The 22,882-nt window shown below is 71.7% G+C and carries 19 protein-coding genes; 6 read left to right on the top strand and 13 right to left on the bottom strand.

Annotation, left to right across the window (positions count from 1 at the left end; all coding sequences use genetic code 11):
- The first annotated feature begins 17 nt into the window (after positions 1-17).
- From fahA to ACIRRU_RS05595, 5 genes are all read left to right on the top strand, one after another.
- The gene (gene fahA / locus ACIRRU_RS05615) at positions 18-1,247 is read left to right on the top strand and encodes a fumarylacetoacetase (RefSeq protein ID WP_403676513.1); all 1,230 of its coding nucleotides are present in this window, start codon (positions 18-20) and stop codon (positions 1,245-1,247) included.
- The gene (locus tag ACIRRU_RS05610; protein WP_403676510.1) at positions 1,244-1,954 is read left to right on the top strand and encodes a GPP34 family phosphoprotein; all 711 of its coding nucleotides are present in this window, start codon (positions 1,244-1,246) and stop codon (positions 1,952-1,954) included. Before fahA ends, ACIRRU_RS05610 begins: the two co-directional genes overlap by 4 nt.
- A 176-nt stretch (positions 1,955-2,130) precedes the next feature.
- Entirely contained in the window at positions 2,131-2,547 is a 417-nt protein-coding gene (locus tag ACIRRU_RS05605) for a phage holin family protein (RefSeq protein ID WP_363200458.1), read from the top strand.
- Complete coding sequence (locus ACIRRU_RS05600) at positions 2,544-3,197, top strand: DUF3618 domain-containing protein (protein WP_403676508.1); 654 nt, start codon at positions 2,544-2,546, stop codon at positions 3,195-3,197. Before ACIRRU_RS05605 ends, ACIRRU_RS05600 begins: the two co-directional genes overlap by 4 nt.
- Positions 3,194-3,460 (top strand): DUF4235 domain-containing protein, encoded by a 267-nt coding sequence (locus ACIRRU_RS05595; RefSeq protein ID WP_363200456.1) that lies wholly within the window; start codon positions 3,194-3,196, stop codon positions 3,458-3,460. Before ACIRRU_RS05600 ends, ACIRRU_RS05595 begins: the two co-directional genes overlap by 4 nt.
- Positions 3,461-3,523: 63 nt before the next feature.
- Here ACIRRU_RS05595 and ACIRRU_RS05590 read toward each other — a convergent pair whose 3' ends face one another.
- Together ACIRRU_RS05590 and ACIRRU_RS05585 are read right to left on the bottom strand one after the other, a co-directional pair.
- The gene (locus ACIRRU_RS05590; protein WP_363200455.1) at positions 3,524-4,216 is read right to left on the bottom strand and encodes a response regulator transcription factor; all 693 of its coding nucleotides are present in this window, start codon (positions 4,214-4,216) and stop codon (positions 3,524-3,526) included.
- Positions 4,217-4,218: 2 nt separating this feature from the next.
- Positions 4,219-5,397: a sensor histidine kinase gene (locus ACIRRU_RS05585; RefSeq protein WP_403676504.1), complete on the bottom strand. Its 1,179-nt coding sequence runs from the start codon at positions 5,395-5,397 to the stop codon at positions 4,219-4,221.
- Positions 5,398-5,783: 386 nt separating this feature from the next.
- On the opposite strand from ACIRRU_RS05585, the gene ACIRRU_RS05580 reads away from it, so the two are divergent.
- Entirely contained in the window at positions 5,784-7,253 is a 1,470-nt protein-coding gene (locus ACIRRU_RS05580; RefSeq protein WP_403676501.1) for an alpha/beta hydrolase, read from the top strand.
- 170 nt (positions 7,254-7,423) lie between these two features.
- Here ACIRRU_RS05580 and recQ read toward each other — a convergent pair whose 3' ends face one another.
- The 11 genes from recQ to nuoE all read right to left on the bottom strand — a co-directional run bounded on the left by recQ (position 7,424) and on the right by nuoE (position 22,876).
- Positions 7,424-9,541, bottom strand: coding sequence for a DNA helicase RecQ (gene recQ, locus ACIRRU_RS05575; protein ID WP_403677020.1), 2,118 nt, complete (start codon positions 9,539-9,541; stop codon positions 7,424-7,426).
- Between the two features lie 156 nt (positions 9,542-9,697).
- Complete coding sequence (gene nuoN / locus ACIRRU_RS05570) at positions 9,698-11,362, bottom strand: NADH-quinone oxidoreductase subunit NuoN (protein WP_363200452.1); 1,665 nt, start codon at positions 11,360-11,362, stop codon at positions 9,698-9,700.
- Positions 11,359-12,930, bottom strand: a complete 1,572-nt coding sequence (locus tag ACIRRU_RS05565) for an NADH-quinone oxidoreductase subunit M (protein WP_403676498.1) — start codon at positions 12,928-12,930, stop codon at positions 11,359-11,361. Before ACIRRU_RS05565 ends, nuoN begins: the two co-directional genes overlap by 4 nt.
- Before the next feature lie 4 nt (positions 12,931-12,934).
- A complete protein-coding gene (gene nuoL, locus ACIRRU_RS05560) occupies positions 12,935-14,830 on the bottom strand; it encodes an NADH-quinone oxidoreductase subunit L (protein WP_403676495.1) in 1,896 nt (631 codons plus the stop codon).
- 13 nt (positions 14,831-14,843) lie between these two features.
- The gene (nuoK, locus tag ACIRRU_RS05555; RefSeq protein WP_363200449.1) at positions 14,844-15,143 is read right to left on the bottom strand and encodes an NADH-quinone oxidoreductase subunit NuoK; all 300 of its coding nucleotides are present in this window, start codon (positions 15,141-15,143) and stop codon (positions 14,844-14,846) included.
- Positions 15,140-16,009, bottom strand: coding sequence for an NADH-quinone oxidoreductase subunit J (locus ACIRRU_RS05550; RefSeq protein ID WP_363200448.1), 870 nt, complete (start codon positions 16,007-16,009; stop codon positions 15,140-15,142). Before ACIRRU_RS05550 ends, nuoK begins: the two co-directional genes overlap by 4 nt.
- Complete coding sequence (gene nuoI / locus ACIRRU_RS05545) at positions 16,006-16,755, bottom strand: NADH-quinone oxidoreductase subunit NuoI (protein WP_403676491.1); 750 nt, start codon at positions 16,753-16,755, stop codon at positions 16,006-16,008. The genes ACIRRU_RS05550 and nuoI overlap by 4 nt, the downstream gene beginning before the upstream one ends.
- Entirely contained in the window at positions 16,748-18,151 is a 1,404-nt protein-coding gene (nuoH, locus tag ACIRRU_RS05540; RefSeq protein WP_403676489.1) for an NADH-quinone oxidoreductase subunit NuoH, read from the bottom strand. Before nuoH ends, nuoI begins: the two co-directional genes overlap by 8 nt.
- Positions 18,148-20,658: an NADH-quinone oxidoreductase subunit G gene (locus ACIRRU_RS05535; protein ID WP_403676486.1), complete on the bottom strand. Its 2,511-nt coding sequence runs from the start codon at positions 20,656-20,658 to the stop codon at positions 18,148-18,150. The genes nuoH and ACIRRU_RS05535 overlap by 4 nt, the downstream gene beginning before the upstream one ends.
- Positions 20,655-22,037 (bottom strand): NADH-quinone oxidoreductase subunit NuoF, encoded by a 1,383-nt coding sequence (gene nuoF, locus ACIRRU_RS05530; protein WP_403676484.1) that lies wholly within the window; start codon positions 22,035-22,037, stop codon positions 20,655-20,657. Before nuoF ends, ACIRRU_RS05535 begins: the two co-directional genes overlap by 4 nt.
- On the bottom strand, positions 22,034-22,876 hold the full coding sequence (gene nuoE / locus ACIRRU_RS05525; protein WP_363200443.1) for an NADH-quinone oxidoreductase subunit NuoE: 843 nt from the start codon (positions 22,874-22,876) through the stop codon (positions 22,034-22,036). The genes nuoF and nuoE overlap by 4 nt, the downstream gene beginning before the upstream one ends.
- Between the last annotated feature and the right edge of the window lie 6 nt (positions 22,877-22,882).

Raw genomic sequence — 22,882 nt, 5'->3', positions numbered from 1 at the left:
AAGCGAGGCAGCACCACATGCCCGAGCAGAGCAGCCCGCTCGATCTGGCCGAGGGCGACCCCTTCGGCCCGCACAACCTTCCCTACGGTGTGTTCTCCACCCCCGGCCACCCCGAGGACCGCCGGGTCGGCGTCCGGATCGGCGACCACGTCCTGGACGCCGGAGCCGCCGCCCACGCGCTCGGCTCCCCGTACGCGGAGCTGCTGGCCCAGCCGAGCCTGACCCCGCTCCTCGCGGCGGGCCGCACCGCGTGGAGCGATGTGCGCCGCGCGCTCACCGCCTGGCTGACCGTCCCCGCCCACCGCACCGCCATCGAGCCACTGCTGCACCCGGTGGACGCGGTGACCCTGCACCTGCCGTACGAGGTCGCGGACTACGTCGACTTCTACGCCAGCGAGCACCACGCCACCAACGTCGGCAGGATCTTCCGGCCGGACGGCGACGCACTCACCCCCAACTGGAAGCACCTGCCGATCGGTTACCACGGCCGCTCCGGCACCGTCGTGGTCTCCGGCACGGACGTGGTGCGCCCCAGCGGCCAGCGCAAGGCCCCCACCGACCCGGCCCCGGTCTTCGGCCCCTCGGTGAAGCTCGACATCGAGGCCGAGGTCGGCTTCGTCGTCGGCGTCCCCTCCCCGCACGGCGCCCCGGTCCCGCTCGCCGGCTTCCGCAACCACGTCTTCGGGCTCTGCCTCCTCAACGACTGGTCCGCGCGCGACCTCCAGGCCTGGGAGTACGTCCCGCTCGGCCCGTTCCTCGGCAAGTCCTTCGCCACCTCCGTCTCCGCCTGGGTCACCCCGCTGGAGGCCCTGGACGCCGCCCGCACCGCTCCCCCGGCCCGGGACTTCCCGCTGCTGCCCTACCTGGACGACTCCGCCGACGAGGAGCCGGGCGGCTTCGACATCCGGATCACCGTGGAGATCAACGGGCAGACCGTGGCCGAGCCGCCGTTCGCCTCGATGTACTGGACGGCCGCCCAGCAGCTCGCCCACATGACGGTGAACGGCGCGTCGTTGCGCACCGGTGACCTCTACGGCTCCGGCACGGTCAGCGGACCCGAGGCGCGCCAGCGCGGCTCGCTCCTGGAGCTGACCTGGAACGGCCGCGACGCGCTGGAACTGCCCGGCGGCACGCGGACGTTCCTGGAGGACGGCGACACGGTCACCCTGACCGCCTGGGCCCCCGGCCCGGACGGCACCCGCGTGGGCCTGGGCGATGTGAGCGGAAGGATCGTCACCGCGCCATGAGCTTCCCCGCCCCCGCCCTGACGCTGCCCGAGGAGATACTGCTGCTCACGCTGGACCCCCGGCGCGGCAAGCCGCTCTGCGGCCGCGGTTCCCTCCGTTACGCGACGGCCGGCGCGGCCCTCGCCGAGCTGGAGTTCCAGGGGCGGATACGCGAGGAGCGCGGGCGGGTCCAGGTGGTGAACCCGCTGGCGCCCGCCGACCCGCTGCTCGCCCGTCTGCTGGACACGCTGGAACCGCCGCGCAAGAGCCGCTTCCGTACCGGGACCCACGCCAAGAACTGGGTGCGGCAGTACGCCCGGTACACCGAGGAGAACTGCCTGGAGGCCCTGGTCCAGCGCGGTGTCCTGAACAGGGAGACCCGCCGATTCCTCGGACTCCTCCCCTACCAGCGGCACTTCCCGGTCCGTCCGGAGACCACCGCGTCGGCCCTCCGGCGCTTCCGGCAGGCCGAGAGCCACGGCTTCCAGGACCGGCGCGGCCGGGTCATGGCCGGCCTGGTCTCCGCGGTGGGCCTCGCCTCGACGCTGAGCGCCAAGGGGGGCGGCGGCCGGTCCGCGATGAAGGTCCTGCGCCGCGCGGAGTGGACCGCCCACGCGGTGTACCGCAACGTCAGGCAGGACAGCTCCTCGGGCGGCGGGGACGGCGGCGGGGGCTGGGGCGACGGCGACGGCGGGGGCGGCGGCGGATGCGGTGGGGGCGGGGACTGACCCTCCGTCGGCCTGACTCTTTCGAGGTACCTCGCCGGGGGACGGGTGCGAGCGCGGTTGGCGGGTAACCGGGCGTCAACGGCACACACATCCGGATGCGGAGGTTCCGTCACGGCGGCCCGCTCCCGCGCGACGGTCGGGACGATTCCGGCAGGGAAGAGCTAGGTGACCTCATCATGAGCACAGCAGGACGGCAGGCCCCCGCCACCGGCGACGAACCGGTGAGCGTTCTCGTCTCACGTGCCTCGCAGCAGATCTCCGAACTGGTCCGCGAGGAGATGCAGCTGGCACGTTCGGAGATGGCGCAGAAGGGCAAGCGCTTCGGTAAGGGCGGCGGCCTGTTCGGCGCCGCGGGGCTCGTCGGCATTCTGGCGGCCCAGGCTCTGGTGGCGACCTGCATCGCCGCACTCGCGCTGGCCCTGCCCGTGTGGGCCGCGGCCCTCATCGTCACGGTGGTGCTGGCCGCGGTGGCCGGGGCGGCCGCCCTGGCGGGCAAGAAGCAGATCGCCCGCGCCGGGACCCCCGCCCCGGAGCAGACCATCGACAGCGTCAAGGCCGATCTGGCCGAGGTCAAGGAGAGGGCTCACCGATGAACGACGAGTCACAGAAGAAGACGGGTTCGCCCACCCCCGAGGAGCTGCGCGAGCAGGTCGAGCGCACGCGCGACGAACTCGGTCAGACCGTCGAGGCGCTGGCGGGCAAGGCGGACGTCAAGGCGCAGGCGAAGGCGAAGACCGCCGCGGCGAAGGAACAGGCCGCGGAGAGGGCGACGGCCGCCAAGAAGCAGGCCGCCGAGAAGACCGCCGAGGTCAGGGAACAGGCCGCGGAGAAGTCGGCCGAGCTGAAGGAACAGGCCGCGGAGAAGACCGCCGAGCTGAAGGAGCAGGCCGCCGCGAAGTCGGCCGAGCTGAAGGAGCAGACCGCCGAGAAGACGGCGGCGGTGAAGGAGCAGGCCGCGGCGGCCACCGCCCAGATCCGCGAGAAGACGGCGCAGGCCGCCCAGGCGGTGAAGGACAAGACGCCGGAGTCCGTACAGGAGAAGACGGCCCAGGCCGCCACGCAGGTGCGGGAGAGCGCGGCGCGCGCCGGGCAGTTCGCGACGGACCACACCCCCGACCCCCTGCTGGAGAAGGCGGACCGGGTCGCGAAGGCCGCCCGTGCCAACCGCACCCCGCTCCTCGCGGGCGGTGCGCTGCTGATCGCCTTCCTGCTGATACGGCGTAGCCGGGGACGTGCCAAGTGAAGGCGTCCAAGCTCGCCTACAAGCCGGTGGGCTTCGCCCTCGGCGCGCTCAGCGGCATGATCGCGGGCGCCGCGTTCAAGCAGACGTGGAAGCTCATCGAGGGCGAGGGCGACGCCCCCGACGCTCTCGACGAGGAACGCCCGTGGCGGGAGATCCTCCTCGCCGCCGCCATCCAGGGCGCGATCTTCGCGGTGGTCAAGGCCGCCGTCGAACGCTCGGGCGCGCAGGCGACCCGTCGCGTCACGGGCAGCTGGCCGGCCTGACCCGTGGTGGGGCCCGCCTCGCCATGGGGCGGGCCCCCGACGCGGCCGACGCGACGGCTGCTCTCAGGAATCCCGATCCGGATGGTCGGCGTCCCGGACCAGCAGGGCGATGCGCACCCGGTTGTCCACCTCCAGCTTGCTGAACAGGCTGCTGGTGTGGGCCTTGACGGTGGCGACGGTGATCCCCAGCCGCTCGGCGATCTCCCGGTTGCCCAGTCCGTCCGCGATGGCCCGCGCGGTGTCGTGCTCGCGCCGGGTCAGGACGGACAGCCGCTTGCGGGCCGCCTCGCGGGCGGAACCGTCGACCGCCGGGCAACCGGCCGCGGTGGCCGCCGCGATGAGCCGCGCCGTGGCCTGCGGCGAGAGGGCGGGTTCGCCGTTCGCGACCGTCCTTACCGCCTCGATGATCCGGTCGGGCGGGGTGTGCTTGAGGATGAAGCCGAGGGCCCCCGCGCGCAGCGCGTCGAGGACCAGCGCGTCGGAGTCGAAGGCGGTCAGCACGATGACCCGCGGTGGCCGGTCCAGCGCCAGCAGCTCCCGCGTCCAGCTCACCCCGTCCCGCCCCGGCATCCGTACGTCCATGAGCACGACGTCCGGCGTCTTCTCCCGTACGACGGCGAGGGCCTCTTCCCCGTCGGCCGCCTCCGCCACCACGGTGAGGTCGCTCTCGCCGTCGATGACGAGACGGACGGCCATCCGGATCAGCTGTTCGTCGTCGACCACGACCACCCGCACCGGTGGCTTACCGGACTCCACGCTCAGTGCCTCCGCTCGGGCTCGCCTTCAGGCCAGGGTAGCCGGACGCTGAGGACGAACCCGCCGTCGGCCGCCGGGTCGTGGGCGATGCTCCCGCCGAGGGCCCGGACCCGCTCCGCGAGGCCCGGCAGACCGTACCCGGAGGTGGGCGGTGCGGTGTGCGTACGGGCGGCCGGGCCGCTGCGGACGGTGACGCCGAGCGCCCCGCCGGGTCCGCCGTCCAGGGTGATGAGGACCGGGGCGCCGGGGGCGTGCTTGGCGGCGTTGGTCAGCGCTTCCCGCACGACGCGGAAGCAGAGGTCGCCCAGCGCGTCCGGGGGCCCGCTGGTCAGGTCGTCGGTGAGCGTGACGTCCATCCCCGACGTGCGCGCGTCGGCCACCAGGCCGGTGACGCCGTCGTAGGCGGGGGGCGGTGGCGCGGGGCGGTCCGACTGCTCGGCCCGGAGCACACCGAGCACGTCGCGCAGATCCTCCAGCGCCCGGTACGAACCGTCCGCGATGCCCCGGACCAGCACGCCCCGCTCCTCGTCCGGCAGGTCGGCGCGGTGGTCCAGCGCCCCGGCCTGGAGGGCGACCAGGGAGATCCGGTGGGCGAGGGTGTCGTGCATCTCGCGGGCGATCCGGTTGCGCTCCAGCACCCGGGCCCGGTCCGCCAGGGCGGCCTGTTCGCGTTCGGCGCCGCGGGCCCATTCCCGTAGCGACCGGACCTCGGCGCGGCGGGCCCCGATGGCCCATCCGGTGGCGACGGCGACCCCCAGTGTCAGCGTCTGGAGCGCGAGCAGGGTCCAGGGGGTGCCGGGCGCCTGCTCTATCGGATAGAGCCCGGTGGTGAACAGCGGCGCGACGATGAACGCGCCCGCGACCGTGGCGATCTCGGCCGGACGCCGTCGGGTCGCCAGCGACCCGACCGCCAGCAGCGCCGCCCCGGACGCCAGGGCGGAGGCGGCGGACACGAGGGAGACGGCGAAGGCCACGGATACGGGGAACCGCCGCCGCCAGGCCACCGCGGCCAGGCAGCCGAGAGCGATCAGCGGGTCGCCGGTGATGAACCAGACGCAGGAGTCCGCCGCGCACCCACGCGGCAGCAGGGCCCCCGTGAGGAGCCAGACCGCCACCCCCACCGCGGCGGCCGCCACGATCCGCACCGCCTGCTGCCAGGGCCGCTGGGGCGGTGGCGGCACGGGCTGCCGAGGCGGTCCGGGGACGTGCGACGGAACGGGTACGCGCGAAGGCGCGGGCTGCTGAGACACCGCAGGAGTCCCGGGCGCCTCGACCGCCCCGCGCGCCTTCGGCTGCTGGGACTGCTGGGACTGGTGAGGCGGCGCGGGCTCGTGGGGTGGCACGGGCCCTTGAGGTGGCACGGCGTCCGTATCCATCGGTTCATTATCGCGACGCCCTTCTCCCGGGGCGTCCGACCTGGGAAGGGGAGCGGTTTCGACTCCGGTCGGGGGTGCGGGCCCGGCCTCCCGTCCGCGGTGCCGGGTGCACCGGCCCGCTGGGGCGATGCGCCGACGGCGGCGCGACCTGAAGGCTGGGGGTCTCTTCCGGACGACGAGGAGTTCTCCGTATGCGCCGCACACCCCTGGCCCTGGCTCTCGCGGCCACCGCCGTCGCCGTGACCTGGGCGGCTCCCGCCTCAGGCACCACGCCCAACCGGCCGGCCGCCGCACCCGCACCTTCGCCGGCACCGGTGAAGTGGGGGACCTGCCCGGGTGCCAACCCCCCCAAGGATCTCCAGTGCACCACGCTCAAGGTGCCCCTGGACTACCGCGACCCCGCGGGCCGCCAGATCGACATCGCCCTGTCCCGGCTGCCCAGCCAGAAGCCCTCCCAGCGCCGCGGTGTCCTTATCACCAACCCCGGCGGCCCCGGCGGCGGCGGCCTGGGCTACCCCGTGGGCCTGGCGACCGGCCTGCCCCAGCAGGTCAAGGACGCCTACGACATCATCGGCATGGACCCCCGAGGCGTCGGCCGCAGTACCCCGGTGACCTGCGACCTCACCACCGCCCAGCTGAAACGCGGCGCCTTCCCCACCTACGCCCGTACCCCCGCCGACGTGGCCCGCGAAGCCGGGCACGCCCGCACCATCGCCCAGCAGTGCGCCACCTCCGACACCGCGTGGATGCTCCCCCACACCACCACCGCGAACACCGCACGGGACATGAACCACCTGCGCACCGCGCTCGGCGAGTCCAAGCTCTCCTACCTCGGCGCCTCCTACGGCAGCTACCTCGGCGCCACCTACGCCCAGCTCTTCCCCCAGCACAGCGACCGCATCGTCCTCGACAGCGCCCTGGGCCCCGACGGCTACGACGTCAACGCCCTCCGGCAGCTGGCCCGCGGCATGGAGGACCGCTTCCCCGACTTCGCCGCCCACGCCTCCGAGCACCCCGAATACGGCCTGGGCACCACCTCCGCCCAGGTGGAGGCCACCTACCACCGCCTCGCCCGCCGCCTGGACGCCGAGCCCGTCGGCGACATCACCGGCACCCTCTTCCGCGGACTGACCCTGGAACTGCTCTACTCCGACACGCAGCTCCCCGCCCTGGCGAAGATGTGGCAGACCCTGAAGGCCGGCCAGCCCTACCCCTTCGAGCCGACCCCCGCCCAGGAAAACTCCGCGGCCTCCCGCCTCCACGTCCTGTGCGCCGACTCCCGGTGGCCCCGCCACCAGCTCACCTACCAGCTCAACGTCCTCATCGACCGCGCCCGCTACCCCAAGCTCGGCGCCTCCACCGCCAACATCAGCCCCTGCGCCTCCTGGCCCGCCCGCCACCACCAGTCACCGGTGAACATCACCGACCGCGGGCCGTCCAACATCCTCATCATCCAGAACGAACGCGACCCCGGGACCCCCCTGGCGGGCGCCCTGAAGCTCCGCACGGCACTGGGCCAGCGCGCCAGGATGATCACCGCCGACCAGGGCGGCCACGGCGTCTACCCCTTCGGCACCAACACCTGCGCCAACAACGCCACCACCCGCTTCCTCACCACCGGCGAACGCCCGGCACGCGATCTGAACTGCGCCGCCGAGTAACGGAACGTCCCCGAACGTGGGAACGCCTGGAGCACCACACGGCGCCACCGGCCCGCCCCGCGACAGGCGTTCCCTCATTCGGACCATCCGGATCCGGTTCCCGGCGGATACGCCGGCCGAGCCCGCGACCCGGGTGAGACACCTCTGAGCCCGCCGCCCGCGCGGCGGGCTCACGCGTACTCGGGCGGCTCCTCGTCCCAGCCGAACTCCGCGTCCTCGTGGGTCCCGGCCGCCGGGGCCTGCGCCCGCGCGGGGGCCGCCGCCGGGCGTGGGGCGGGAGCCGAGGACTCCGGGTCCGTGGCCGCCCGGTCCGAGTCGGTAGCCGCCTGGTCCGCGTCCGGGGTTTCTCGGCCCGCCGCGACCGGGTCCGTCGCGACCGGGTCCGCAGCGCCTTGGTCCGCAGCCGCCGGGGTCGTCCGGGCCAGGACCTCCAGCACGCCCTCCCCGTACGTCGCGAGCTTCTTCTCGCCCAGGCCGCTGATGCCTCCCAGCTCGCCGAGCGTCGCCGGGTGGAGGGTCGCGATCTCGCGCAGCGTGGCGTCGTGGAAGATCACATACGCCGGGACGCCCTGCTCCTTGGCGGTCGCCCCGCGCCAGGCGCGCAGCGCCTCGAAGACCGGCACGGCGGAAGGCGGGAGGTCGGCCGCCGCCGCCTTCCCCTTGGCCCCCTTGCCGCCGCCGGACGAGGACGACGAGCGGGACGTGGGCTTCTTCGGCTCCTTGCGCAGCAGCACCTCGCGCTCGCGGCCCAGGACGCTGCCGCTCTCCTCGGTGAGGACCAGCGTGCCGTACTCCCCCTCGACGGCGAGCAGGCCCTGCGCCAGCAACTGGCGCGCCACGCCGCGCCACTCCGCCTCGGCCAGCTCCTCGCCGATGCCGAAGACGGAGAGCTGGTCGTGGTCGAACTGGATGACCTTGGCGGTCTTGCGGCCGAGCAGGATGTCCACGATCTGGCCCGCGCCGAACTTCTGGTTCCGCTCGCGCTTCAGCCGCACCACCGTGGAGAGCAGCTTCTGGGAGACGACCGTGCCGTCCCAGGTCTCCGGCGGGGTCAGGCAGGTGTCGCAGTTGCCGCAGGCGTCGGCCGTCGGCTCCTGGCCGAAGTACGTCAGGAGCTGGGCACGGCGGCACTGGACCGTCTCGCACAGGGCCAGCATCGAGTCCAGGTGGGAGGCGGCCCGGCGACGGAACGCCTCGTCGCCCTCGCCGCCCTGGATCAGCTTGCGCTGCTGGACGACGTCCTGGAGCCCGTACGCCATCCAGGCCGTCGACGGCTCCCCGTCGCGGCCCGCGCGGCCGGTCTCCTGGTAGTAGCCCTCGACGGACTTGGGAAGGTCCAGGTGGGCGACGAAGCGGACGTCCGGCTTGTCGATGCCCATGCCGAAGGCGATCGTCGCGACGACGACCAGCCCCTCCTCCCGGAGGAACCGCGCCTGGTGGTCGGCGCGCGTGACGGCGTCCAGGCCCGCGTGGTACGGCACGGCCGCCACGCCGTTGCGGCTGAGATACTCCGCGATCTTCTCGGTGGAGTTGCGCGAGAGGCAGTAGACGATGCCCGCGTCCCCGGCGTGCTCCTCCTTGAGAAAGGTCAGGAGCTGCTTCTTCGGCTCGGACTTGGGGACGATCCGGTACTGGATGTTCGGCCGGTCGAAGCTGGCCACGAAGTGCTTCGCGTCCGGCATGCCGAGGCGGCGGGTGATCTCCTCGTGCGTGGCGTTGGTCGCGGTCGCCGTCAGGGCGATGCGCGGGACGTCCGGCCAGCGCTCGCCGAGGACCGACAGGGCCAGATAGTCGGGGCGGAAGTCGTGGCCCCACTGCGCGACGCAGTGCGCCTCGTCGATCGCGAAGACGGAGACCTCGCCGCGGGCCAGCAGCGAGAGGGTCGAGTCGAGGCGGAGCCGCTCCGGAGCCAGGTAGAGGATGTCCAGCTCGCCCGCGAGGAACTGCGCCTCCATCGAGCGGCGCTCGTCGAAGTCCTGCGTGGAGTTCATGAACCCGGCCCGCACACCCAGCGCGCGCAGCGCGTCGACCTGGTCCTGCATGAGGGCGATCAGCGGCGAGACCACGACGCCCGTCCCGCGCCGGACCAGGGACGGGATCTGGTAGCACAGGGACTTTCCGCCGCCGGTGGGCATGAGGACCACGGCGTCGCCACCGGCCACCACGTGCTCGATGACCGCGCCCTGCTCGCCGCGGAACGACTCGTAGCCGAAGACGCGGTGCAGTGTGCTCAGCGCCTCGCTCCCGTCGCCCGCAGGGGTCTCGGTCACCGTCCCGGTCACATCCATGGTCACGCCCAATGCTCTGTCCCCCGGGGGCCGCGCCTGGGGCCGCCCCGCCCGTCCTGCTCTCGTCCCCGTCCACGATAGGCGGCCGCAGTGACAACGCCGGACGGTCCGTGGATATCGGACCGACCGGCGTTGTCCTCGCCCCTCGCAACCGGGCTACCGCACGAAGACCCCCGCCTGGCTCGCCAGGTCCAGGAAGTACTGCGGGGCCAGGCCGAGCACCAGGGTGACGGCGACGCCCACCGCGATCGTCGTCATGGTCAGCGGGGACGGGACGGCGACCGTGGGGCCGTCCGCCTTCGGCTCGCTGAAGAACATCAGGACGATGACGCGGATGTAGAAGAACGCCGCGACCGCCGAGGAGAGCACCCCGACGACGACCAGCGCACCCGCGCCGCCCTCGGCGGCCGCCTTGAACACCGCGAACTTCCCCGAGAACCCGGAGGTCAGCGGAATACCGGCGAACGCCAGCAGGAACACCGCGAAGACCGCCGCGACCAGCGGCGAGCGGCGGCCGAGCCCGGCCCACTTCGACAGGTGCGTCGCCTCGCCGCCCGCGTCCCGGACCAGCGTGACCACGGCGAACGCGCCGACCGTCACGAAGGAGTAGGCCGCGAGGTAGAAGAGGACCGAGGAGATGCCCTCCGGACTGGCCGCGATGACGCCCGCGAGGATGAAGCCCGCGTGCGCGATCGAGGAGTAGGCCAGCAGCCGCTTGATGTCGGTCTGGGTGATCGCGACGATCGCCCCGCCCAGCATGGTGAGGATCGCCACCGCCCACAGCACCGGCCGCAGGTCCCAGGTGAGGCCCGGCAGCGCCACGTACAGCAGGCGCAGCAGCGCGCCGAACGCGGCGACCTTCGTCGCGGCGGCCATGAACCCGGTGACCGGGGTCGGTGCGCCCTGGTAGACGTCCGGGGTCCACATGTGGAACGGCACCGCACCGACCTTGAACAGCAGGCCGGTCAGGAGCATCGCGCCGCCGATGAGCAGCAGCGCGTCGTTGCCCATGGTGTCGGCGAGGGCCGGGTCGATCTCCAGGACCGAGCCGTCGACGACGTTGGCGATGGTGGCGTACGAGAGGGAGCCCGCGTAGCCGTAGAGGAGGGCGATGCCGAACAGCAGGAACGCCGAGGAGAACGCGCCGAGCAGGAAGTACTTCACGGCCGCCTCCTGCGACATCAGCCGCTTGCGGCGGGCGACGGCGCACAGGAGGTAGAGCGGGAGGGAGAAGACCTCCAGCGCGATGAAGAGCGTCAGCAGGTCGTTGGCGGCCGGGAAGACCAGCAGGCCCGCCACCGAGAACATCAGCAGCGGGAAGACCTCGGTCGTGGCGAACCCGGCCCGGACCGCGGCCTTCTCGCCCTCGCTGCCCGGCACGGCCCCCGGCTGGGCGGCGAAGGAGTCGACCCGGTTGCCGTGGGAGGTGGGGTCGAGTCGGCGCTCGGCGAAGGTGAAGACCGCCACCATGGCGACCAGCAGGATGGTGCCCTGGAGGAACAGGGTGGGACCGTCGATCGCGATGGCGCCCATGGCGGCGATCTGGGCCTTCGTGGTGCCGTAGCCCCCGGCCGCGAGGCCGACGATCGCGGCGAAGGAGGCGGCGATCGCCGTCACCGTCAGGAAGAGCTGGGTGTGGTAGCGGGCCCGGCGCGGCACGAAGGCCTCCACCAGGATGCCCACGACCGCGATGCCCACGATGATCAGGACGGGCATCAGCTGGGTGTACTCGATCTTCGGCGCCGAGAACGAGTCGCCGGGCGCCGCCGATGTCACCCCGCTCGCCGTCGTCCACAGGCTGTGGACAGCTGTTGCGCTCACTTGGCGGCCTCCACGTCGGGCTGGGGGTCCTTCTTCTGTACGTCGGACATGGTGTGCTCGACCGCCGGGTTGACGACGTCGGTGAGCGGCTTCGGGAAGACGCCCAGGAAGATCAGCACGGCGATCAGCGGCACCGCCACGGCCAGCTCCCGGCCCTTCAGGTCGGGCATGGAGCGGACCGACTCCTGGACCGGCCCGGTCATCGTGCGCTGGTAGAGGACCAGGACGTAGAGCGCGGCGAGCACGATGCCGGAGGTGGCGATGATCCCGGCCACCGGATACGCGCTGAACGTGCCGACCAGGACCAGGAACTCACTGACGAACGGGGCGAGTCCGGGCAGCGACAGGGTGGCGAGCCCGCCGATGAGGAACGTCCCCGCCAGCACGGGGGCGACCTTCTGCACCCCGCCGTAGTCCGCGATGAGCCGCGAGCCGCGCCGGGTGATGAGGAATCCGGCGACCAGCAGCAGCGCGGCCGTCGAGATGCCGTGGTTGACCATGTAGAGCGTGGCGCCCGACTGGCCCTGGCTGGTCATCGCGAAGATGCCGAGGATGATGAAGCCGAAGTGCGAGATCGAGGCGTAGGCGATGAGCCGCTTGATGTCGCGCTGGCCGACCGCCAGCAGCGCCCCGTAGACGATGGAGACCAGCGCCAGGGCGATGATCACCGGGGTGGCCCACTTACTGGCCTCCGGGAACAGCCCGAGGCAGAAGCGGAGCATCGCGAACGTGCCGACCTTGTCGACGATCGCGGTGATCAGCACCGCGACCGGGGCGGTGGCCTCACCCATCGCGTTCGGCAGCCAGGTGTGCAGCGGCCACAGCGGGGCCTTCACCGCGAACGCGAAGAAGAACCCGAGGAACAGCCACCGTTCGGTGCTGGTCGCCATCTCCAGCGAGCCGTTGGCGCGGGCCTCGGCGATCTCCGGGAGCGAGAAGCTGCCCGCGACCACGTACAGGCCGATGACCGCGGCCAGCATGATCAGACCGCCGGCCAGGTTGTACAGGAGGAACTTGACCGCCGCGTACGAGCGTTGCGCCGCGGCGTTCTCGTCGGTGCCCGCGTGGGCCCGGTCCCCGAAGCCGCCGATGAGGAAGTACATCGGGATGAGCATGGCTTCGAACAGGATGTAGAAGAGGAAGACGTCGGTCGCGACGAACGACAGGATCACCATGGCCTCGACCATGAGGATCAGGGCGAAGAAGCCCTGCGTCGGACGCCAGCGCGAGGACTTCGTCTCCAGGGGGTCCGCGTCGTGCCAGCCCGCGACGATGACGAACGGGATGAGCAGCGCGGTCAGGGCGAGCAGCGCCACCCCGATGCCGTCGACGCCCAGGTCGTAGCGGACGCCGAAGTCGGCGATCCAGGCGTGGGACTCGGTGAGCTGGTAGCGGTCGCCGCCCGGTTCGAAACGGACGAAGACGACGGCCGCCAGGACGAGCGTGCCCAGGGAGAAGAGCAGCGCGAGCCACTTGGCCGCGGTGCGCCGCGCGGCGGGGACGGCGGCGGTGGCGATCGCGCCGATCGCCGGGAGCGCCGCCGTCGCGGTCAGGAGGGGAAAGGACATGTGATCAGACCGCCCTCATCAGCAGGGTCGCGGCGATGACGACCGCCGCACCGCCGAACATCGAGACCGCGTAGGTGCGGGCGTAGCCGTTCTGGAGCTTGCGCAGCCGTCCGGAGAGCCCGCCGACCGAGGCGGCCGTGCCGTTGACGACGCCGTCGACCAGGGAGTGGTCCACGTAGACCAGCGAGCGGGTGAGGTGCTCGCCGCCGCGGACCAGGACCACGTGGTTGAAGTCGTCCTGGAGGAGGTCGCGCCGGGCGGCCCGGGTGAGGACCGAACCGCGCGGGGCGACCACCGGGACCGGCTTGCGTCCGTACACCGACCAGGCGATGGCGACACCGACGAGGAGCGCCACCACGGTGGCCCCGGTGACGGTGGCCGCGCTGAGCGGGGAGTGCCCGTGGTCGTATCCCGTCACCGGCTCCAGCCAGGTGACGAACCGGTCGCCGATGGCGAAGAACCCACCGGCGAACACCGAGCCGAAGGCCAGCACGATCATCGGGACCGTCATCGACTTCGGGGACTCGTGCGGATGCGGCTCGTGGCCCTCCGCGTCGGGCTGCCAGCGCTTCTCGCCGAAGAACGTCATCAGCATCACCCGTGTCATGTAGAACGCGGTGATCGCGGCGCCCAGCAGGGCCACCGAGCCGAGGATCCAGCCCTCGGCGCCGCCCTTGGCGAAAGCCGCCTCGATGATCTTGTCCTTGGAGAAGAAGCCGGACAGGCCCGGGAAGCCGATGATCGCGAGGTAGCCGAGACCGAAGGTGACGAAGGTGACCGGCATGTACTTCCGCAGGCCCCCGTACTTGCGCATGTCGACCTCGTCGTTCATGCCGTGCATGACCGAGCCCGCGCCGAGGAACAGCCCGGCCTTGAAGAAGCCGTGCGTCACCAGGTGCATGATCGCGAAGACGTAGCCGATGGGACCGAGGCCCGCGGCCAGGATCATGTACCCGATCTGCGACATCGTGGAGCCCGCGAGGGCCTTCTTGATGTCGTCCTTCGCGCAACCGACGATCGCACCGAAGATCAGTGTGACCGCGCCGACGATGACCACGACCAGCTGGGCGTCCGGGGCGGCGTTGAAGATCGCGCCGGAGCGGACGATGAGATAGACACCGGCGGTGACCATGGTCGCGGCGTGGATGAGGGCGGAGACCGGGGTCGGGCCCTCCATCGCGTCACCCAGCCAGGACTGGAGCGGCACCTGGGCCGACTTGCCGCAGGCGGCCAGCAGCAGCATCAGGCCGATGGCGGTCAGCGTGCCCTGGCCGCTCTCGCCCACCGAGTCCAGCACCGGGCCGAAGGCGAAGGTGCCGAAGGTGGTGAACATCAGCATGATGGCGATCGACAGGCCGACGTCGCCGACCCGGTTGACCAGGAAGGCCTTCTTGGCGGCGGTGGCCGCGCTGGGCTTGTGCTGCCAGAAGCCGATGAGCAGGAACGACGCCAGACCGACGCCCTCCCACCCGACGTACAGCAGCAGGTAGTTGTCGGCGATGACCAGGATCAGCATCGCCGCGAGGAACAGGTTGAGATAGCCGAAGAAGCGGCGCCTGCGCTCGTCGTGCTCCATGTAGCCGATGGAGTAGATGTGGATCAGGGTGCCCACACCGGTGATGAGCAGGACGAACGTCATCGACAGCTGGTCGAGCTGGAAGGCGATGTCGGCCTGGAAACCCTCCACCGGGATCCAGCTGAACAGGTGCTGGTGCAGGGCCCGGTCCTCGGCGCCCTTCCCCAGCATGTCGGCGAACAGCACCAGGCCGACGACGAAGGAGGCGGCGGCCAGTGCCGTGCCGAGCCAGTGGCCGGCCCCGTCCAGCCGGCGTCCGCCGCAGAGCAGGACCGCCGCTCCGAGCAGGGGCGCCGCGACGAGCAGCGCGATCAGGTTCTCCACGTTTCCGGACCCCTTACAGCTTCATCAGGCTGGCGTCGTCGACCGAGGCCGAGTGGCGGGAGCGGAACAACGACACGATGATCGCGAGTCCGACGACGACTTCCGCGGCGGCGACGACCATCGTGAAGAAGGCGACGATCTGCCCGTCGAGGTTGCCGTGCATCCGGGAGAACGCGACGAGCGTCAGGTTGCACGCGTTGAGCATCAGCTCGATGCACATGAACACCACGATCGCGTTCCGCCGGATCAGCACCCCGGAGGCGCCGATCGCGAACAGCAGGGCCGCGAGGTAGAGGTAGTTGACCGGGTTCACTTGGCGGCCTCCGAATTCTCCGCCGCGGCGGCGGGACCGGTCCCGCGCGCCGTGGCGTCCGCGTCCCCACGTCCGAGCCGCTCCCCGGAGCGCTGCTCCAGGGCCCTGAGGTCGGCGAGGGACTCCTGCGAGACGTCCCGCATCTGGCCGCGGCGGCGCAGTGTCTGCATGACGGTCAGCTCGGACGGCGTGCCGTCGGGGAGCAGACCGGGGATGTCGACCGCGTTGTGCCGGGCGTAGACGCCGGGGGCGGGCAGCGGGGGCAGGTGCTTGCCCTCGCGCACCCGCTGCTCGGCCATCTCCCGCTGTGTGCGGGCCCGTTCGGTGCGCTCGCGGTGCGTGAGCACCATCGCGCCGACCGTCGCGGTGATCAGCAGAGCGCCGGTGATCTCGAAGGCGAAGACGTACTTGGTGAAGATGAGGTTGGCGAGTCCCTCGACGTTCCCGCCGTGCTGGGCGTTGGCCGCGCCGAGCCCGTTGAACGTGCTCAGCGAGGCGTTGCCGATGCCCGCGGTCAGCAGGATGGCGAAGCCGAGCGCACAGCCGAGCGCCAGCCAGCGCTGGCCCTTGAGGGTCTCCTTCAGGGAGTCCGCCGCGGTGACGCCGACCAGCATGACGACGAAGAGGAACAGCATCATGATCGCGCCGGTGTAGACGACGATCTGGACGATGCCGAGGAAGTACGCCCCGTTGGCGAGGTAGAAGACGGCCAGGATCACCATGGTCCCGGCGAGCGACAGGGCGCTGTGCACGGCCTTCTTCATCAGGACCGTGGAGAGTGCCCCGACCACGGCGACGGTGCCCAGGATCCAGAACTGGACGGCCTCACCGGTGGAGGTGGTGGTGGCTGCGGCCAGCGCGTTCACGCGCCCACCCCCTTGTCCTGCCGGGCGCCTGCGGCCCGGGTCGAGGCGATCGGGTCCTCGTCGGACGCGTCGGCCCCGCCGGTCCCTTCCGTCCCGCCGGTCCCGCCGTCCCCGTCCGGCTTGTCGCTCTCGCCCCGGGAGACGGCCGTCTGACGGACCGTGCCGGGCGCGGCCTCGGTGACCAGACCCCGGTAGTAGTCCTGTTCGTCCATGCCGGGGAAGATCGCGTGCGGGCTGTCGACCATGCCCTCGTCCAGGCCCGCGAGCAGCTCGTCCTTGGTGTAGATGAGGCTCTCGCGGGTGGTGTTGGCCAGCTCGAACTCGTTGGTCATCGTCAGCGCCCGGGTGGGGCACGCCTCGATGCACAGTCCGCACAGGATGCAGCGCGCGTAGTTGATCTGGTAGACGCGGCCGTAGCGCTCACCCGGGGAGTAGCGCTCCTCCTCGGTGTTGTCCGCGCCCTCCACGTAGATGGCGTCGGCCGGACAGGCCCAGGCGCACAGCTCGCAGCCGACGCACTTCTCCAGGCCGTCCGGGTGGCGGTTGAGCTGGTGGCGGCCGTGGAAGCGGGGCGCCGTGACCTTCGGCGTCTCCGGATACTGCTCGGTGAGCCGCTTCTTGAACATGGCCTTGAAGGTCACGCCGAAGCCGGCCACGGGGTTCTGGAACTTCTCCCCCGCCGCTCCCGATTCGCCCGAGGACCCAGCGGATCCCGATGAGCCCGTGAGCTCTGGTTTCTCAGACACCGCCGACCTCCTTTCCGTCACTCGCGTTTCCGTCACTCTGAGTATCGGGCCCACCACTGACAACCAGCTCCCGCTCGTGCCGCGGCCTGCGCCGGGGCACCGGTGGGAGGGACTGTCCGGGCAGCGGCGGCACCGGGTACCCGCCCGCCATCGGGTCGAAGGCGGGCTCCGGGCCGGCCTCTTCCGTCCCGGCCCTGGTCCTGCGGTCGCGGTACATGTCGACGACGAAGGAGATCAGCAGGATCGCGATCACCGCCGCGGCGACGTACATCACGATCCGTGAGAAGTCGTAGCCCTCGTTGCGCAGGGCGCGGACGGTGGCCACGAGCATCAGCCAGACCACCGAGACCGGGATCAGGACCTTCCAGCCCAGCTTCATCAGCTGGTCGTAGCGGACCCGGGGCAGGGTGCCGCGCAGCCAGATGAAGAAGAAGATCAGCGCCTGGAGCTTGAGGAAGAACCAGAGCATCGGCCACCAGCCGTGGTTCGCGCCCTCCCAGAACAGGGAGATGGGGGCCGGGGCCCGCCAGCCGCCGAGGAACAGCGTCACCGCGATCATCGACACGGTCACCATGTGGATGTACTCGGCGAGCATGAACATCGCGAACTTGATCGAGCTGTACTCGGTGTTGAAGCCGCCGACCAGGTCGCCCTCGGACTCCGGCATGTCGAACGGCGCCCGGCTGGCCTCACCGACCATGGTCACCATGTAGATGAGGAAGGAGACCGGGAGCAGGATGATGTACCACCGGTCGGCCTGCGCCTCCACGATCGTCGAGGTCGACATCGAACCGGAGTAGAGGAAGACCGAGGCGAAGGCGGCGCCCATCGCGATCTCGTAGCTGATCATCTGGGCACAGCTGCGGATTCCGCCGAGCAGCGGGTACGTCGATCCCGAGGACCAGCCGCCGAGGACGAATCCGTACACGCCGACCGCGCCGACCGCGAGGATGTACAGCGCGGCGATCGGCAGGTCCGTCAGCTGCATCGTGGTACGGGTGCCGAAGATCGAGATCTCGTTGCCCGCGGGCCCGAAGGGGATCACCGCGATCGCCATGAAGGCGGGGATGGCCGCGAGGATCGGGGCGAGGATGTAGACCGCCTTGTCCGAGCCCTTGACGACCACGTCCTCCTTCAGCATCAGCTTGACGCCGTCGGCGAGCGACTGGAGAAGCCCCCAGGGGCCGTGCCGGTTGGGCCCGATGCGCAGCTGCATCCAGGCGACGACCTTGCGCTCCCAGACGATCGAGAAGAGCACGATCAGCATCAGGAACGCGAAGCAGAAGACCGCCTTGAGCAGCACCAGCCACCAGGGGTCGGCGCCGAACATCGAGAGGTCCTCGGCGGCGAGGACGGCACGCTCGGGCGCCGTCGTGAGTGCGGTGAGGCCAGTCACGCTCGTACCTCCGATGGTTCGACGGGAGCGCCCGGTGCGGCGGCGGGGCCGATCCGCACCAGGCCGCCGGGGTGCGCACCGGTGTCGGCGGGGATGCCGCGGCCCACCGAGTTCAGCGGCACCCAGACCACCCGGTCCGGCATGTCGGTGACGGCGAGGGGCAGTTCGACGGTGCCGGCGGGTCCGGTGACAGCGAGCAGGTCGCCGTCCTTGACGCCGGTCTCGGCCGCGGTGGTGGCCGAGAGCCGGGCGAGCGCCGCGTGCCGCGTCCCGGCGAGCGCGGTGTCGCCCTCCTGGAGGCGGCCGAGGTCCAGCAGCATCCGGTGGCCCGCGAGGACCGCCTCGCCGTCTCCGGGCCGGGGCAGCGGCCGCGCGGCCTCACGCGGGTCGTCCGCGTGACCGCCTTCCCAGCCGCCGAGCCGGTCCAGTTCGCGGCGGGCGGCGGTCAGGTCCGGCAGCGCGAAGTGCACGTCCATGGCGTCGGCCAGCATGTGCAGGACGCGGGCGTCCGTCGGCGAGAGAGTCCGGGACATCTGCTCGGGCTTCAGCGCCGCCTGGAACATCCTCGCCCGGCCCTCCCAGTTGAGGAAGGTGCCGGACTTCTCGACGACGGCGGCGACCGGGAAGACCACGTCGGCCCGGTCGGTGACCGCGCTCGGCCGCAGCTCCAGCGAGACCAGGAAACCGACCTCGTCCAGGGCCTCAAGGGCACGGGCCGGGTCCGGCAGGTCCTCGACGCCGACCCCGGCGACGAGCAGCGCGCCCAGTTCGCCGGTGGCCGCGGCCTCGACGATCTGGCCGGTGTCGCGGCCGTGGCGGGCGGGGAGTTCGGCGACGCGCCACACGGCGGCCACCTCGTCGCGGGCCCGCGGGTCGGTGGCCGGGCGGCCGCCGGGCAGCAGCGAGGGGAGCGCGCCCGCCTCGATCGCGCCCCGGTCGCCCGCCCGGCGCGGAATCCACACCAGGCGTGCGCCGGTGGCCGTGGCGGTGCGCAGGACGGCGGAGAGCGCGCCGGGCACTCCGGCGAGCCGTTCGCCGACGATGATCAGGGAGTGCTCCGCGCGCAGCGCCTCGGCGGCCGCGGCCCCCTCGCCCTCCAGGCCGACGCCGCCCGCGAGCGCGTCCAGCCACTCGGACTCGGTGCCGGGGGCTGCGGGCAGCAGGGTGCCGCCCGCCTTCTCCAGGCCCCGGGTGGCGTGCGAGGCGATCGAGAAGGTCCGCTGACCGCTCTTGCGGTGGGCCTTGCGCAGCCTGAGGAAGACCCCGGGGGCCTCCTCCTCGGACTCGAACCCGGCGAGCAGCACCGCGGGGGCCTTCTCCAGCGCGGTGTACGTGACCCCCGTGCCGTCCAGGTCCCGGCCGCGTCCGGCGACCCGGGCGGCCAGGAAGTCGGCCTCCTCGGAGCTGTGGACCCGGGAGCGGAAGTCGATGTCGTTGGTGTCGAGGGCGACCCGGGCGAACTTGCTGTACGCGTAGGAGTCCTCGACGGTCAGCCTGCCGCCGGTCAGGACGCCGGTCCGGCCGCGGGCGGCGAGGAGACCGGCCGCGGCGGCTTCGAGCGCCTCGGGCCAGCTCGCCGGTTCCAGGACGCCCTCGGCGTTGCGGACGAGCGGGGTGGTGAGGCGGTCGCGCTGCTGGGCGTAGCGGAAGCCGAACCTCCCCTTGTCGCAGATCCACTCCTCGTTGACCTCGGGCTCGTTGGCCGCGAGGCGCCGCATGACCTTGCCGCGGCGGTGGTCGGTCCGCATCGAGCAGCCGCCCGCGCACTGCTCGCACACCGAGGGCGTGGAGACCAGGTCGAAGGGGCGGGAGCGGAACCGGTACGCCGCAGAGGTGAGCGCGCCGACCGGGCAGATCTGGATGGTGTTGCCGGAGAAGTACGACTCGAAGGGGTCGCCCTCGCCGGTGCCGACCTGCTGGAGCGCGCCGCGTTCGATCAGCTCGATCATCGGGTCGCCCGCCACCTGGTTGGAGAACCGGGTGCAGCGTGCGCAGAGCACGCATCGCTCACGGTCCAGCAGCACCTGGGTGGAGATCGGGACGGGCTTCTCGAAGGTGCGCTTCTTCCCCTCGAAGCGGGAGTCGGCGCCGCCGTGCGACATCGCCTGGTTCTGGAGCGGGCACTCGCCGCCCTTGTCGCAGACCGGGCAGTCCAGCGGGTGGTTGATCAGCAGCAGCTCCATCACGCCCTTCTGCGCCTTCTCGGCGACAGGAGAGGTGATCTGCGACTTGACGACCATGCCGTCGGTGCAGGTGATGGTGCAGGAGGCCATCGGCTTGCGCTGGCCCTCCACCTCCACGATGCACTGGCGGCAGGCCCCGGCCGGGTCGAGGAGCGGGTGGTCGCAGAAGCGCGGGATCTCGATGCCGAGGAGTTCGGCGGCCCGGATGACCAGGGTCCCCTTGGGGACGCTGATCTCGATGCCGTCGATGGTCAGCGTGACCAGGTCCTCGGGCGGGACCGCCGCCTCGCCGCCCCCGGAGGGCGCACTCGTGGTGACTGTCATGCGTTCACCCCCCGGTGAGCGTTGGTGCCGTCGGTGTTCTTGTCGTCGGCCCAGGCCGTGGACCGGGCGGGGTCGAACGGGCAGCCCTGGCCGGTGATGTGCTGCTCGTACTCCTCGCGGAAGTACTTCAGCGAGGAGAAGATCGGCGAGGCCGCGCCGTCGCCCAGCGCGCAGAACGACTTGCCGTTGATGTTGTCGGCGATGTCGTTGAGCTTGTCCAGGTCGGACATCCGGCCCTTGCCCGCCTCGATGTCACGGAGCAACTGGACCAGCCAGTACGTGCCTTCGCGGCAGGGTGTGCACTTGCCGCAGGACTCGTGGGCGTAGAACTCGGTCCAGCGGGTGACGGCCCGCACCACGCAGGTCGTCTCGTCGAAGCACTGGAGCGCCTTGGTGCCGAGCATGGACCCGGCGGCGCCGACGCCCTCGTAGTCGAGGGGGACGTCGAGGTGTTCGTCGGTGAACATCGGGGTGGAGGAGCCGCCCGGGGTCCAGAACTTCAGCCGGTGTCCGGCCCGCATGCCGCCGCTCATGTCGAGCAGCTGGCGCAGCGTGATACCGAGCGGGGCCTCGTACTGGCCGGGGCTGGTGACGTGGCCGCTGAGCGAGTAGAGCGTGAAGCCCGGGGACTTCTCGCTGCCCATCGACCTGAACCAGTCCTTGCCCTTGTTCAGGATCGCGGGAACCGACGCGATGGACTCGACGTTGTTCACCACAGTGGGGCAGGCGTACAGACCGGCGACCGCGGGGAAGGGAGGTCGCAGCCGGGGCTGGCCACGCCGTCCTTCGAGAGAGTCGAGCAGCGCGGTTTCCTCACCACAGATGTACGCACCGGCGCCCGCGTGCACCGTGAGTTCCAGATCGAGTCCTGAACCCAGGATGTTCGTCCCCAGATAACCCGCCTCGTACGCCTCTCGTACGGCCTCGTGCAGTCGTCGCAGCACGGGGACGACCTCACCGCGCAGGTAGATGAACGCGTGCGACGAACGGATCGCGTAACAGGCGATCACGATGCCCTCGATGAGGCTGTGCGGGTTCGCGAAGAGGAGCGGGATGTCCTTGCAGGTCCCCGGCTCCGACTCGTCGGCGTTGACAACCAGATAGTGCGGTTTGCCGTCCCCCTGCGGGATGAACTGCCACTTCATCCCGGTGGGGAAGCCCGCGCCGCCGCGGCCGCGCAGACCGGAGTCCTTGACGTACGCGATGAGGTCGTCGGGCGGCATGGCGAGCGCCTTGCGCAGCCCCTCGTAGCCCTCGTGGCGGCGGTAGGTCTCCAGGGTCCAGGACTCGGGCTGGTCCCAGAAGGAGGAGAGGACGGGTGCGAGCAGTTTCTCGGGACTCGTCCCGTTGCGGTCGATCTCGGCTGCCACGGTCATCACTCCCCCTCCTCGGCCGCGGGCCCGGCCGGGTGCTCCGGGTCGGAGGCCGAGGTCTGCTGCGGCGCGTCGTGCGAGCTGAGGCGTTCGGTCGGCGACGGGTCGTGGACCTGTGCGCCGTCCTGCGGCTGGGCGTCGCCGTGCGGGCGCTCGCCGCGGGGGGAGACCACGCGCGCCTGCGGCGCCTCCCCCTTGGCGAGCTTCAGCCCGATCAGCGAGGCGGGGCCCGCGCCACCGGTGGCCGCGACGGCGCCGGGGCGCTCGTCGGGGAACCCGGCCAGGATGCGGGCGGTCTCCTTGTACGAGCAGAGCGGGGCGCCCCGGGTGGGCTCGACGGTCCGGCCCGCGATCAGGTCGTCGACGAGCCGGGTGGCGCTCTCCGGCGTCTGGTTGTCGAAGAACTCCCAGTTGACCATCACGACGGGCGCGAAGTCGCAGGCGGCGTTGCACTCGATGTGTTCGAGGGTGACCTTGCCGTCCTCGGTGGTCTCGTTGTTGCCGACCCCGAGGTGCTCCTTGAGCGTGTCGAAGATGGCGTCGCCGCCCATCACGGCGCACAGGGTGTTGGTGCAGACGCCGACCTGGTAGTCGCCGCCGGCCTTGCGCCGGTACATGGAGTAGAAGGTGGCGACGGCGGTGACCTCGGCGGTGGTGAGGTCCAGCGTCTCGGCGCAGAAGGCGACGCCCGTACGGGAGACGTGGCCCTCCTCGGACTGCACGAGGTGCAGCAGCGGCAGCAGGGCGGAGCGGCTGCCGGGGTAGCGGGCGATCACCTCCTTCGCGTCCGCGTCGAGCCGGGCGCGCACCTCGGCCGGGTAGGGGGTGGCGGGGAGCTGCGGCATCCCCAG

Source organism: Streptomyces sp. NPDC101181 (assembly GCF_044767975.1).
Classification (GTDB): Bacteria; Actinomycetota; Actinomycetes; order Streptomycetales; family Streptomycetaceae; genus Streptomyces.
Note: the sequence above shows the minus strand (reverse complement) of the source record. Positions and strands in the feature narration are given on the sequence as shown.

Excerpts from the sequence above, each read along its gene's own strand:
- ACIRRU_RS05610 (WP_403676510.1), top strand. The coding sequence starts at position 1,244 with ATGAGCTTCCCCGCCCCCGCCCTGACGCTGCCCGAGGAGATACTGCTG.
- fahA (WP_403676513.1), top strand. The coding sequence starts at position 18 with ATGCCCGAGCAGAGCAGCCCGCTCGATCTGGCCGAGGGCGACCCCTTC.
- ACIRRU_RS05600 (WP_403676508.1), top strand. The coding sequence starts at position 2,544 with ATGAACGACGAGTCACAGAAGAAGACGGGTTCGCCCACCCCCGAGGAG.
- ACIRRU_RS05580 (WP_403676501.1), top strand. The coding sequence starts at position 5,784 with ATGCGCCGCACACCCCTGGCCCTGGCTCTCGCGGCCACCGCCGTCGCC.
- ACIRRU_RS05535 (WP_403676486.1), bottom strand. The coding sequence starts at position 20,658 with ATGACAGTCACCACGAGTGCGCCCTCCGGGGGCGGCGAGGCGGCGGTC.
- nuoE (WP_363200443.1), bottom strand. The coding sequence starts at position 22,876 with ATGCCGCAGCTCCCCGCCACCCCCTACCCGGCCGAGGTGCGCGCCCGG.
- ACIRRU_RS05605 (WP_363200458.1), top strand. The coding sequence starts at position 2,131 with ATGAGCACAGCAGGACGGCAGGCCCCCGCCACCGGCGACGAACCGGTG.
- ACIRRU_RS05565 (WP_403676498.1), bottom strand. The coding sequence starts at position 12,930 with ATGTCCTTTCCCCTCCTGACCGCGACGGCGGCGCTCCCGGCGATCGGC.
- recQ (WP_403677020.1), bottom strand. The coding sequence starts at position 9,541 with ATGGATGTGACCGGGACGGTGACCGAGACCCCTGCGGGCGACGGGAGC.